Genomic DNA, 12976 nt, shown 5'->3' on the forward strand with positions numbered 1-12976 from the left:
GGCAACTATCTCCCCGCCGCCTCGACGAAGGCGGCGAACAGCTGGCGGGATGGGTGGTCCTGCGCGGCGAGCAGCTCGGGGTGCCACTGGACGCCGATGGCGAAGCGGCGGGAGGGGATTTCGACGGCTTCGATCACGCCGTCATCCGCCCGGGCGGCGACGACAGCCTGATCGGACACTGCAACGACCGCCTCCTGGTGGCGGCTGTTCACGTCGAGACGCGCCGCGCCCACGATGCGCGACAGCATCGTGCCCGGCGTCACCACGACGGAATGCATCGCGCCCCGGCTGTCGTGATCGAGTATATGCGCGCCGGTCTTGCGGATCTCATGCACCATGCGTCCGCCATGGAGGCAGGCGAGCATCTGCATGCCGTTGCAGATGCCGAGAACCGGCTTGTCGCGTTCGAGGAAGCCGCGCATGAGCGCCTGCTCGACATCCAGCCGCTCCGAGGACGGATAGCGCGATCCGTCGCCGGGAGCATACCATTCGCTGGGAAACCGGATGCGGCCGCCGACGCTGACGAAGCCGTCGAATTCCGATATGACGGTTTCGACCATGTCGGCGAAATAGGGAATCCCGAACGGCATCCCGCCCGCGCGATGCACGGCCTCGAAATAGGCCTTGGACATCTCGTATTCGTTGCCGCCGGCGGAGCTGTTCTCATCCATGATGACGGCGATGCGGGGCTTGGCTGGCATTGAGGCATCCTGACTCTAAAGCATCGGTCCCAAAAGTGGATTTGCACTTTTGGAATCGAATCCGATGCTTCCTTCCTGAGTTGAGAGCATAGTTCGAGCGGAAAACCTAAGTCCACTTTTCCGAACGATGCTCTGAAAGTGCAGTCCGGGCTTAAACCCATCCCTCGGTAAAGCCAACCTTGATGCGGCGGTTCTGCCGTCCCTTGTTGTCGACCTTCAGGATTTTCACCGGACGGGCCTGCCCGGTGGAGGCCAGATGGGTGCCGCCGCAGCCCTGGCGGTCGAGCCCGGCGATCTCGACGATGCGCACATGGCCATCCGCGCCGCGCGGCGGCGAGACGGCCTTGCTCCGGAAGAGGCCGGGCGTTGCCGCCGCCTCGTCCCACGGCATGAAGAAGGCGCCGACGGGAAGGTCCTGGCGGATCACGTCGTTGATGGGGCCGTCGAGGACACGCAGGCGATCAGCGTCCGCTCCAGGCAGATCGAAGTCCACGCGGAACGTGCCGTCGGCGGAGAGCTGGGCTCCGGTCAGCAGCGCGCCGCCGAATTCGCGAAAGACGATGCTGTTGGCGATGTGGGCGAGGGTGTGCAGCTCGCACATCAGTTTCCGGAAAGCGGGATCGACGGCAACGCGCACCGTTCCGGCGATCTCGTCGTCGGAATCGAATTCGTGCCAGAGGCCGCGCCCGTCGGCACGAACGGCGGTGATTGCGGATTCACCTCCCGCCCAGGCGAGGGCCGCCCGGTCCTGAAGCTGTCCGCCTCCGCCGGGAAAGACGGGAGACTGCGCGAGGAGAACGGCCCCTGGCCGCGCATCGAGCACGGGAGCCTCGAGTTCCAGCAGGTCGGCATGATCCTGGCACAGAAGGCGCATCGCTGCTCAATCCTTTAGACGACGCGCCATCCTGCCTTCAGCCCGTCACGCGGTCCACGCGGCTCACCACGCGCTTGGCGCGCAGCTCCGCGATGATGGCGTTCAGGTGCTTCAGGTCCCAGACCGTGAGGTCGATGGTCACGTCGGTGAAGTCCTGGGTACGCCGCTTCATGGAGACGTTGTCGATGTTGCCGTCGTGATCGGCGATTACCTGGGTGATCTGGGCGAGCGATCCGGGCTCGTTGATCGATTGCAGCTTGATGCGCGCGGGAAAACGCTGGGTGGAGCCGGATTCCAGATCCCAGCGCACGTCGATCCAGCGGTCGGGCTCGTTGTCGAAGGCGGCGAGCGAGGAGGACTGGATCGGGTAGATCGTCACGCCTTCGCCGGGCGTCATGATGCCGACGATGCGATCTCCCGGAACCGCGCCGCCCTCGGGGGCGAAGCGGATCGGCATGTCGGTGTTGAGCCCGCGGATCGGGATGCCGCCCGAATGATCGTCGGCGCCTTTCTTGCCCGCGCCGTCGGGCTGCCCGCCGCCCTTGGCGTCGCCGGCGGCGCGCCGCTCCTCCAGGTAATCGGGATAGACGGCCCGCACCACGTCGCCGGAGAACATCTCGCCCCGGCCCACGGCGGCCAGCACGTCCTCCACGGAGGCCCGCGCCAGACGGGGCAGGGCGCCCTTCAGCTTCTCGTCGGAGAAGGCGCGGCCCGCGCGCTCGAAGGCGCGCTCCAGGATCTGGTGGCCGAGGCCGGTATATTGCTTGCGCACGGCGGCGCGGGTGGCCCGGCGGATGGAGGCGCGCGCCTTGCCGGTGACGACCAGGGATTCCCAGGCGGCCGGAGGCGTCTGCCCTTCGGCGCGGACGATCTCCACCTCGTCGCCGTTCTGCAACTCGGTGAGCAGGGGAGACATGCGGCCGTTGATCTTGCAGCCCACCGCCGTGTTGCCGACATCCGTGTGGACCGCATAGGCGAAGTCGATGGGCGTCGCGCCGCGGGGAAGGGCGATGAGCCGCCCCTTCGGGGTGAAGCAGAAGACCTGATCGTGGAAGAGCTCGAGCTTGGTATGCTCGAGAAACTCCTCCGGGTTGTCGCCTTCGGCCAGGAGGTCGATGGTGCGCCGCAGCCATTGATAGGCGCGGCTTTCCTTGGCGAGGCGCGAATTGTCGTTGACGCCTTCCTTGTAGAGCGCATGGGCGGCGATGCCGTACTCGGCCACCTCGTCCATGTCCTCGGTGCGGATCTGCAGCTCGACGCGCTGGCTGCCCGGGCCGATCACGGTGGTGTGGATCGAGCGGTAGTCGTTCTGCTTCGGGGTCGAGATGTAGTCCTTGTACCGGCCCGGCACCATGGGCCAGCTGGTATGCACGATGCCCAGCGCCCGGTAGCATTCGTCGATGGTGCCGACGATGATGCGGAAGGCGAAGATGTCCGAAAGCTGCTCGAAGGAGACGGATTTGCGCTCCATCTTGCGCCAGATGGAATAGGGCCGCTTCTGGCGTCCCGTCACCTTCGCCTCGATCCCCTGTGCCCGCAGTTTGGTCGTCAGGGTCTTCTCGATCTCCTCGACGAGCTTCTCGCTCTTGGCGGAGAGTTCGGTGAGGTGGCGCCGGATGGCCTCGTAGGCTTCCGGATCGAGGTTATGGAAGGACAGCTCCTCCAGTTCCTCGCGCATTTCCTGGATGCCCATGCGCCCGGCGAGGGGAGCGTAGATGTCGAGGGTTTCCTCGGCGATCCGCTTGCGCTTCTCCGGCGGCATGAACTGAAGGGTGCGCATGTTGTGCAGGCGGTCCGCCAGTTTGACCAGGAGCACGCGCACGTCGTCGGCGACCGCCAGCAGGAGCTTGCGGAAGTTCTCGCCCTGGGCCGCCCGCTTGGAGACGAGATCGAGGCGCTTGATCTTCGTCAGGCCGTCGACCAGTGCCCCGATCTGGGGGCCGAAGGTCTTGTTGATCTCCTCAAGGGTTGCCTGGGTATCCTCCACCGTGTCGTGGAGCACCGCCGCCGCGATGGTGGCGTCGTCGAGCTTGAGGTCCGTGAGGATGGCCGCCACTTCGAGGGGGTGGCCGAAGAACAGGTCGCCTGATGCGCGCTTCTGGTTGCCATGGGCCATCATGGCATACACATAGGCCCGGTTGAGAAGCGCCTCATTGGCCGAGGGGTTGTAGCGCTTGACCCGCTCGACGAGTTCATATTGGCGCATCATGCAGCCGCCGTCTCCTTCATCCGGTCGATCAGGCTGAAAACAGGAAGATATTGAGAATATTGTACAAGGTCTTCTGACCGCAAGCTGAATACCTTGCCGCAGGCGCGTGAAACCATGCGGTGGTTAAGGGGCCGGCAAAGGGGGACCGCCAACGAAAAAAGCCCGGCATCGAGCCGGGCTTTCGCGATTCTCCGAAGGGTACGCTTATTCGCGGTCGTCGTCGTCCGCGCTGCTGCTCGGGGGCACCAGGCCTTCCAGGCCGCGGAGGAGGTCTTCCTCGCTCATGCGGTCGAACTGGACGTCAGCATCGTTGTCGCCGCCCGTGGAGGGGGCCGCGGCGGTGTTGCTGAGCATCGGAACGGCCTCGGCCTCCGGCTCGTCCACCTCGACATACTTCTGCATGGAGTGGATGAGCTGCTCCTTCAGGTCGTCGGGAGCGATCGTCTCGTCCGCGATCTCGCGCAGGGCCACGACGGGGTTCTTGTCGCGGTCGCGGTCGATCGTGAGGGGCGAGCCCGACGAGATCAGGCGGGCCCGGTGGCTGGCGAGCAGCACGAGCTCAAACCGGTTGTCGACCTTGTCGATGCAGTCTTCGACGGTCACGCGAGCCATGCGGGGCTCCTTCTTCAGGCGTTGATGAATATCGGAAGGGCGAGGGGATACACCGGATGCCTGCAGAAAACAAGAGGAAGCGTTCTCCGGCAGGCACTTACCGCGAGGTGCGGCGGCGCACGTCCGGCATCGGCCGCCTTCGCTACCTTGCCCAAGGTTAAGCTCCGGGGGAAGGTGAGGGCCTTGAGGATGGTTCTGCAAGGCTTTGTGCGCGGTCTGGCCGAGGCGCTGAGGCGCCTGAGCGTCAGGCGACCGCCCATCAACCGGCATATGCTGCGAGGCTGGCGGCGTTTCCTCTGATAAACAGCTCAAGTGCCGGCCGGGTCGCTCTTTGCCTTGACTCCGTGCCGTCCCGGTGCGAGTCCCGCGCGGATTCACTGAACTGAGGGTTCCGCTCCAGATGAAGCGCGCATTCATTTTCCCCGGCCAGGGGAGCCAGTCGGTCGGGATGGGCAAGGCCCTGGCCGATGCTTTCCCGCAAGCCAAGGCCGTTTTCGACGAGGTGGATGAGGCTCTTTCCCAGAAGCTCTCCGCCCTCATGTGGGAAGGCCCCGCCGAGGAACTGACCCTCACGGCCAATACCCAGCCCGCCCTGATGGCCGTCAGCCTGGCCGCGATCCGGGTTCTCGAGGCCGAGGCCGGTCTCGATCTCAAAAAGCACGCCACCTTCGTCGCCGGCCACTCGCTCGGCGAATATTCGGCGCTCGCCGCCGCGGGCAGCCTCTCCATCTCCGACACGGCCCGCCTGCTGCGCATCCGCGGCAACGCCATGCAGAACGCCGTTCCCGTGGGGCAGGGCGCCATGGCCGCGCTGCTCGGCCTGGAATTCGACGCTGCCCTGGAGGTCGCCCGCGAGGCGGCCCAAGGAGAGGTCTGCGACGCGGCCAACGACAATGGGGGCGCCCAGGTCGTGGTCTCCGGCCACAAGGCCGCCGTCGAGCGGGCCGTGGCCATCGCCCAGGGGAAGGGCGCCAAGCGCGCCGTGATGCTGGCCGTTTCCGCCCCCTTCCATTGCGCCCTCATGCAGCCTGCCGCCGACGCCATGCGCGAGGCCTTAGGCGGCGTGACCGTGAACGCCCCGGCCGTCCCGGTCGTGGCGAACGTGGAGGCCGCGCCCATCACCGATCCGGCGGCGATCCGCGATGCGCTGGTCCGCCAGGTCACCGGCACCGTGCGCTGGCGCGAAAGCGTGGCCTATATGGCCGCCCAGGGCGTTGAATCGTTTTATGAGGTCGGGGCGGGCAAGGTCCTGACCGGGCTCGTGAAACGCATCGCGGCGGGAGCTTCCGCCACCTCCATCGGCACCCCTGAGGATGTCGCCGCCTTCCAGGCGTCCCTGAACGCTTAACAAGGAGCCTCGCATGTTCGATCTCACCGGCCGCAAGGCTCTCGTTACCGGCGCCACGGGCGGAATCGGCGGCGCCATCGCCCGCGCGCTTCACGCCCAGGGTGCGACCGTCACCCTCTCCGGCACCCGTCGCAGCGCCCTCGACGAGCTGGCCGCTTCCCTTGGGGAGCGCGTCCACGTGGTCGAGGCGAACCTGTCCGACAAGGATTCGGTCGAGGCTCTCGTCCCGGCCGCCGAGGCGGCCATGGACGGGCTCGACATCCTGGTCAACAACGCGGGCGTGACCAAGGACAACCTCTTCATGCGCATGAAGGACGAGGAATGGGACACGGTGATCGCCGTGAACCTCACCGCCGCCTTCCGCCTGTCCCGGGCCGCCGTGAAGGGCATGATGCGCCGCCGCTACGGCCGGATCGTCAATATCGGCTCCGTGGTGGGCTCCACCGGCAATCCGGGGCAGGGCAACTACGCCGCCTCCAAGGCCGGCCTGATCGGCATGACCAAGGCCCTCGCGGCCGAGGTCGCCAGCCGCAACATCACGGTCAACTGCGTCGCTCCGGGCTTCATCGAGTCGCCCATGACCGATGCGCTGAACGAAAAACAGCGGGAGGGAATTCTGAGCACGGTCCCCATGGGACGCCTCGGCCAGGGGGAGGAAATCGCCTCCTCCGTGGTTTATCTCGCATCCTCCGAAGCCGCCTACGTGACCGGGCACACCCTGCACGTGAACGGCGGAATGGCCATGTTCTGAAGGACTTAGGTCGATTTTCGGAATCTGTTTGCAGGTGCCGTTCACCCCTCGCCAGACGGGATAAGCTTGTGTTAAGCATGTTCCCGATCAGGTCAAAGGGGTTGACCGGCGCTTAAAAATGCGGCTTTGCACGGCGCAGGGTAGCCGTTTCAGCGTTGTCAGCTGAGCAGCTGATCTAAATTGATTTCTTAATCCGCCCATTCCTGAGGCGGCAGCCACTGAGGAAAAAACGATGAGTGACGTCGCTGATCGCGTGAAGAAGATTGTTGTCGAACACCTCGGCGTCGAAGCCGACAAGGTGACCGACAATGCCAACTTCATCGACGACCTGGGCGCCGACAGCCTTGATACGGTCGAGCTGGTGATGGCGTTCGAGGAAGAGTTCAACGTCGAGATCCCGGACGATGCGGCTGAGACCATTGTGACGGTCGGCGACGCCATCCGCTTCCTCGAGAAGAACGCGGCCTAAAGGCTGTTTAAGGGGCGTCGGGTGCTTCATCCGACGCCCGAATTTTATCAATCGATAGGGCAGGAATTCATGCGCCGGGTAGTTGTTACAGGTCTTGGCATGGTCACTCCGCTGGGCAGCGGGGTCGATGCCACGTGGTCACGCCTCGTCGAGGGGCAGAGCGGCGCCGGCAAGATCACGGATTTCCAGGTCGACGACCTGGCCTGCCAGATCGCCTGCCAGATCCCGCGCGGCGACGGCACCAACGGCACCTTCAACGCCGACGAATGGATGGAGCCCAAGGAACAGCGCAAGGTCGATCCCTTCATCGTCTACGCCATGGCCGCGTCCACGATGGCGCTGCGCGATTCCGGCTGGGAGCCGAAGTCCTATGAGGACCAGTGCGCCACCGGCGTTCTCATCGGCTCCGGCATCGGCGGCATCGGCGGCATCTACGAGGCCTCCGCCACGCTCATCGAGCGCGGCCCGCGCCGCATCTCGCCCTTCTTCATCCCCGGCCGCCTCATCAATCTGGCCGGCGGCTACGTCTCCATCGAGCATGGCCTCAAGGGTCCCAACCACGCGGTTGTGACCGCCTGCTCGACCGGTTCCCATGCCATCGGCGACGCCGCCCGCCTCATCGCCCTGGGCGATGCGGACGTGATGGTCGCGGGCGGCACGGAATCGCCCATCAACAGGCTGTCGATCGCAGGCTTCGCCGCCTGCCGCGCCCTGTCCACGAATTTCAACGACGACCCGACCCGCGCCTCGCGCCCCTACGACAAGGACCGTGACGGCTTCGTCATGGGCGAGGGCGCCGGCGTCGTGGTTCTGGAAGAGTACGAGCACGCCAAGGCGCGCGGCGCCAAGATCTATGCCGAGGTCATCGGCTATGGCCTGTCGGGCGACGCCTACCACATCACCTCGCCGTCAGAGGATGGCGACGGCGCCTATCGCTGCATGGCCGCGGCCCTCAAGCGCGCGGGCATCCCGGTCTCCGAGATCGACTACGTCAACGCCCACGGCACCTCGACGCCCCTCGGCGACGAGCTGGAGCTGAAGGCGGTCGAGCGGATCGTGGGCGATGCGGCGGGCAAGCTCTCCATGTCCTCGACCAAGTCGGCCATCGGGCACCTGCTCGGGGCCGCCGGCGCCGTGGAGGCGATCTTCTCGATCCTCGCCATGCGCGACGGCATCATTCCGCCGACCATCAACCTTGACAATCCCTCCGTCGACACGGCGATCGACCTCGTGCCCAAGACGGCCAAGCGCAAGGAGGTCAACGTCGTCCTGTCGAACTCCTTCGGCTTCGGCGGGACGAACGCATCGCTCATTCTTCGTCGCGTATCCTGAGGATGACGAAAGGCCGTTACGGCTTTTCGCCATAATCCCTGCTAGGGTGTCGGCGGACCGGCAGGGCCGCCGGCCGATACCAGAAAAGCGGCGTGATGTTCGGACGAAAGAAAAAGATCCTTCTTCCTCCTGTAGACGAATCCGAAAACGGATCGGCGCAGCCCCGCTTGGCTCCCCGGTCCCCGAGCGAGGCGATCAAGCCGGCCATGGCTCCGCCTCCGCCGCCCAAGATCCGCCGCCGGCGCCGGGGCATGCTCTCCCTGCTGAGCGGATTGCTGACCCTGTTCGTCGCCGTGGCGCTCGCGGGCATCCTGGGCTTTTCCATGCTGCAGCGGGAAGTGACTGCTCAAGGGCCGCTCCAGAGCGACAAGGTCGTGGTGATCCCCCGCAACACGGGCACCGGCGAGATCGCTCAGATCCTGAAGCAGGAAGGCGTCATCGAGCAGCCCTTCCTGTTCCAGCTCTATGCCTACATGAACCGGCAGCGCGGCCAGCTGAAGGCCGGCGAGTTCCAGTTCAAGGCCGGCACGAGCGTCGAGGAGGCCATCGACACCCTCATTCAGGGCAAGGCCATCCTGCACTCCGTCACGATTCCCGAGGGGCTCACCAGCGAGCAGATCGTGGCGCGCCTCTATGAGAGCGATATCCTCACCGGGGACGTGAGCGAGACGCCGCGGGAAGGCTCGCTCCTGCCCGATACCTACAAGTTCGAGCGCGGCACCACGCGCCAGCAGATCATCAACACCATGCAGGCCGCCCAGCGGCAGGCGGTCGAACAGATCTGGCAGCGCCGCTCCTCCGAGCTGCCGATCAAGTCGCCGCAGGAACTCGTCATCCTGGCCTCCATCGTGGAGAAGGAGACGGGCCGCGCCGATGAGCGCACCCGCGTCGCGGGCGTCTTCATCAACCGCCTCATGAAGCGCATGAAGCTGCAGTCCGACCCCACCATCGTCTACGGTCTGGTGGGCGGCAAGGGCACCCTGGGCCGGGGCATCCTGCGCAGTGAGATCGAGGCCGCGACGCCCTACAACACCTACGTGGTCGAGGGCCTGCCGCCCGGTCCCATCGCCAATCCCGGGCGGGCCGCCCTGGAAGCGGTCGCCAATCCCTCCCGGACGAAGGATCTTTACTTCGTGGCGGACGGTTCCGGCGGCCATGCCTTCGCGGAGACCTACGATCAGCACCAGCGCAACGTGGCGCGCTGGCGGCAGATCGAGAAGAGCCGCCCGACCCCCGATTCCAGCAACGTGGATCGGGTGGTGCCCGATGGCGACCAGACCGGTCTGCCGCCGGGCGTGACGCCCGAGCTGCGCGGGACCGCGAACCCGATTCCCGCGTCCGGGACACGGCCGAACGGCCGGCAGGCGAAGGGCTTCGACGCGAGCGAGGGGACCGACAAGGACCCGCTCAAGAACAAGACCTTCGACCTGAACAATCCGAAGACCGTGCCCGCCCTCAGCCAGCCTTGAGACGGTGCGGCGCGGTCCACGGCCCATGCAATCGACTCTTGGATCGGCGCGCATTATGGTCGCGCCGATTTTTCATTCCGTTTGAGGTTCAGCGCATGTCCATTGCGAGCATGACCGGTTTCGCCCGCGAAGCCGGCGTTACCGGCGCCTATCAATGGGCCTGGGAACTCAAGACCGTGAACGGTCGCGGGCTCGAAGTCCGGGTCCGGACACCCTCCGGTCTCGACGCCATGGGCGAGGAGGCGCGCGGTCAGATCCTGAAGGCGCTCAGCCGCGGACAGGGGCAGCTCAACCTGTCCCTGACCAAGACCTCCGCCGCCCCGAAGCTGCGCGTCAATCAGGACGTGCTGCAATCGCTTCTCGATGCCATCGGCGGCCTGACGCTTCCGGAGACCGTGAAGCCTGCGTCCCTCGACGGGTTGCTCTCCGTCCGCGGCGTCGTGGAGCTCGACGACGATGCGGCCGACCCGATGCAGGACGAGGCGCTCATGGCCGCGCTGCGCGCGGGCGTCGCTGCGCTGATCGGATCGCTCAAGGAGATGCGGCTCAAGGAAGGGCAGGCGCTCTCCGCGATTCTCGGGCAGCAGCTCGATCTGATTTCGAGCCTCGTGGACGAGGCCGAGGCCGCGCCTGCGCGGCAGCCCGAGGCCATCCGCGCCCGGCTGGAGGCGCAGATCGGCGAGCTCGTCGAAGGCAAGAGCGCGCTCGATCCCGCCCGCCTCCATCAGGAGGCCGTGCTGATCGCGGCGCGCGCCGACATTCGCGAGGAACTCGACCGGCTGCGCGCCCATGTGGAATCCGCGCGCGCTCTGTTGCAGGAAGGGGGTGCGGTCGGCCGCCGGCTCGATTTTCTGGCGCAGGAATTCGGGCGCGAGGCGAATACCCTGTGCGCAAAGGCCAACGATGTCTCCCTGTCGCGGATCGGTCTTGATTTGAAAGCCGTCATCGAGCAATTCCGCGAGCAGGTTCAGAATGTGGAGTAAGGCGGTGAGCCAAGATACGAAGTCCCTGGTCGGCCGCCGTGGCCTCATTCTCATTCTCTCCTCGCCCTCCGGAGCCGGAAAGACCACGCTCACGCGCAGCCTCGTGGAAGAGCAGGCGGGCGCTCTTTCCATCTCCGTCACGACGCGTCCCAAGCGTCCGTCCGAAATCGACGGCAAGCACTACCACTTCATCGATGTGGAAGAGTTCAAGGCGATGCGCGATCGCGACGAGCTTCTGGAATGGGCCGAGGTGCACGGCAATTTCTACGGCACGCCGCGCAAGCCCGTGGAGAAGACGCTCGCCGCCGGACAGGACATGATCTTCGACATCGACTACCAGGGCACGCGCCAGGTGCGGCAGAAGCTGCCCGACGATGTGGTGACCGTGTTCATCCTGCCTCCAAGCTTCAAGGAGCTGAAGGCCCGCCTGGAGCGACGGGCGGAGGATGCGCAAGATGTCATCGCCAAGCGCCTCGCCAATGCCCGCGTCGAGATGGAGCGCTGGGTCGAGTACGACTACGTGATCGTCAACGAGGATCTGGGCGACTCCTTCGAGAAGCTCAAGGCCATCCAGACGGCCGAGCGCCTCAAGCGCGACCGGCTCGTGGGCCTTTCGGAATTCGTCGAGGGACTGCTGGCCGAGAAGATCGACTGAGCCATGAAGAGGAACAGCCAGTCCAGATCCATTGGCGCGGTAACGTTCCTCATTCGAGATTATGACGAGGCTGTCGCTTACTTCACGAAGGTCCTCGACTTCGCAACCGTGAGCGATACGTCACTGCCGGATGGCCGGCGGTGGATCGTTGTTGCGCCTCCCGGAGGGCCGGGGCTCGTTCTCGTCAAAGCCGAGACAGCGGAAGAGAAGGCGCGGATAGGAGATCAGGCAGCAGGGCGGGCCTTCCTGTTTCTGCACACCGACGATTTCCAGCGCGACTACAATGCCATGCGCGCTCGCGGCGTTACTTTCTGCGAGGAGCCGAGAAGCGAGCCTTATGGGACCGTCGCAATCTTCCGTGACCTTTACGGAAATTACTGGGATCTCAAGGAGCCCCCGGTCTAACGTTTCCCGGTGAAATCTCCGGCTACACGAGCGCCAACGCGTTCCTGCGTGCGTGACGGGCGATTGCGTGCCCGATCAGCACTTCCATCAGTTCGCTCTGCGGCAGGCCGCCGGCCTCCCAGAGCTTGGGATACATGCTGATGGCGGTAAAGCCGGGCAGGGTGTTCACCTCGTTGATGAAGAGGTCGCTTTCGTTCTTCGGGTCGACGAAGAAATCGACGCGGGCCAGGCCTTCGCAGCCGAGAACCCGGAAGGTTTCGATGGCGAGTTCCCGCAGGCGGTCCGCCTGCCCGGCCGGGAGCTCCGCCGGAATGCGCAGGAGCGCGCCGTCGGCGTCGATATATTTGGCGTCGTAGCTGTAGAAGCCGTGGCTGCTGGCCGGCACGATCTCGCCGAGCGGGGAGGCTTTCACGCTGCCCGCCGCATCCTCCAGCACGGAGCATTCGATCTCGCGCGCGCCCGTGACGCTTCGCTCCACCAGCACCTTGCCGTCATAACGGAAGGCGCGCTCGCAGGCTCTCTCGAACTCCTCTGCGGACGTGGCGCGGGACACGCCGACCGACGAGCCCATATTGGCAGGCTTCACGAAGAGATCGTGTGTGCCGAGCGCTTCCACGGCCGCGCGGTAATCGATGCGGCTGCGCGGCGTCAGCGTAAGGAACGGAACGACCGGCAGGCCGCTGTCGCGCAGCAGGCGCTTGGCCACGTCCTTGTCCATGCCTGCGGCGGAGCCCATCACGCCGGAGCCGACATAGGGCACGTTGGCGAGTTCGAGGAGGCCCTGGACCGTTCCGTCCTCGCCGTTCGGCCCATGGAGCACGGGCACGACCGCATCCAGGCGAAGGGTCTTCGCGCCCGCTTCGCCGTTCAGGACGATCATGTCCCCCGCGCCGCCGGGCAGCAGGGCGACCTGAGGCGCTCCCTCGGGGATCTCCAGGGACTTGGCGCCCCGTCCGCCGCCATTGCCGTTGTCGCAGAGAAGCCAGCGTCCATCCCGCCCGATGCCGATAGGGACGATGTCGTAGCGGTCCGGATCGAGGGCGCGCAGCACATTGGCGGCCGACAGCTTCGAGACCTCGTGCTCCGCAGAGCGTCCCCCGAACAGAAGCCCGATCGTCTTGCGCGGCTGCGACATGCCCGCTTCCTCCTCTCGCGGCCGATTGGGGCC

The 12976-nt window shown here is 65.8% G+C and carries 13 protein-coding genes; 8 read left to right on the forward strand and 5 right to left on the reverse strand.

From position 1 onward, the window contains the following. Positions 1–5: 5 nt before the first annotated feature. The 4 genes from L879_RS0118875 to rpoZ form a co-directional block, all read right to left on the reverse strand. Positions 6–701, reverse strand: coding sequence for a gamma-glutamyl-gamma-aminobutyrate hydrolase family protein (locus L879_RS0118875; protein WP_027317454.1), 696 nt, complete (start codon positions 699–701; stop codon positions 6–8). A 151-nt stretch (positions 702–852) separates the two neighbouring features. Further along, positions 853–1575 carry an alanyl-tRNA editing protein gene (locus tag L879_RS0118880; protein ID WP_027317455.1) on the reverse strand — a complete coding sequence of 241 codons (723 nt, stop codon included), beginning with the start codon at positions 1573–1575 and terminating at the stop codon, positions 853–855. A gap of 37 nt (positions 1576–1612) precedes the next feature. Next, on the reverse strand, positions 1613–3784 hold the full coding sequence (locus L879_RS0118885) for a RelA/SpoT family protein (RefSeq protein WP_027317456.1): 2172 nt from the start codon (positions 3782–3784) through the stop codon (positions 1613–1615). Positions 3785–3988: 204 nt separating this feature from the next. Next, a complete protein-coding gene (gene rpoZ / locus L879_RS0118890; protein ID WP_009764362.1) occupies positions 3989–4396 on the reverse strand; it encodes a DNA-directed RNA polymerase subunit omega in 408 nt (135 codons plus the stop codon). A 400-nt stretch (positions 4397–4796) separates the two neighbouring features. On the opposite strand from rpoZ, the gene fabD reads away from it, so the two are divergent. From fabD to L879_RS0118935, 8 genes are all read left to right on the forward strand, one after another. After that, positions 4797–5744, forward strand: a complete 948-nt coding sequence (gene fabD, locus L879_RS0118900; protein ID WP_027317457.1) for an ACP S-malonyltransferase — start codon at positions 4797–4799, stop codon at positions 5742–5744. Positions 5745–5757: 13 nt separating this feature from the next. Beyond that, the gene (gene fabG, locus L879_RS0118905) at positions 5758–6495 is read left to right on the forward strand and encodes a 3-oxoacyl-[acyl-carrier-protein] reductase (RefSeq protein WP_027317458.1); all 738 of its coding nucleotides are present in this window, start codon (positions 5758–5760) and stop codon (positions 6493–6495) included. 232 nt (positions 6496–6727) lie between these two features. Then, positions 6728–6964, forward strand: a complete 237-nt coding sequence (locus L879_RS0118910) for an acyl carrier protein (RefSeq protein ID WP_009764365.1) — start codon at positions 6728–6730, stop codon at positions 6962–6964. A gap of 69 nt (positions 6965–7033) precedes the next feature. After that, positions 7034–8296 (forward strand): beta-ketoacyl-ACP synthase II, encoded by a 1263-nt coding sequence (fabF, locus tag L879_RS0118915; protein ID WP_027317459.1) that lies wholly within the window; start codon positions 7034–7036, stop codon positions 8294–8296. Positions 8297–8391: 95 nt separating this feature from the next. Further along, entirely contained in the window at positions 8392–9765 is a 1374-nt protein-coding gene (mltG, locus tag L879_RS0118920) for an endolytic transglycosylase MltG (protein ID WP_027317460.1), read from the forward strand. A gap of 95 nt (positions 9766–9860) precedes the next feature. Then, the gene (locus L879_RS0118925) at positions 9861–10748 is read left to right on the forward strand and encodes a YicC/YloC family endoribonuclease (RefSeq protein ID WP_035460183.1); all 888 of its coding nucleotides are present in this window, start codon (positions 9861–9863) and stop codon (positions 10746–10748) included. Further along, complete coding sequence (gene gmk / locus L879_RS0118930; RefSeq protein ID WP_154664271.1) at positions 10738–11403, forward strand: guanylate kinase; 666 nt, start codon at positions 10738–10740, stop codon at positions 11401–11403. Before L879_RS0118925 ends, gmk begins: the two co-directional genes overlap by 11 nt. Positions 11404–11406: 3 nt before the next feature. Continuing rightward, positions 11407–11808, forward strand: coding sequence for a VOC family protein (locus L879_RS0118935; protein ID WP_027317463.1), 402 nt, complete (start codon positions 11407–11409; stop codon positions 11806–11808). Between the two features lie 22 nt (positions 11809–11830). On the opposite strand, the gene L879_RS0118940 is transcribed toward L879_RS0118935, so the two are convergent. Beyond that, positions 11831–12943: a D-alanine--D-alanine ligase family protein gene (locus L879_RS0118940; protein ID WP_027317464.1), complete on the reverse strand. Its 1113-nt coding sequence runs from the start codon at positions 12941–12943 to the stop codon at positions 11831–11833. Between the last annotated feature and the right edge of the window lie 33 nt (positions 12944–12976).

Source organism: Microvirga flocculans ATCC BAA-817 (genome assembly GCF_000518665.1).
Lineage (GTDB): Bacteria > Pseudomonadota > Alphaproteobacteria > Rhizobiales > Beijerinckiaceae > Microvirga > Microvirga flocculans.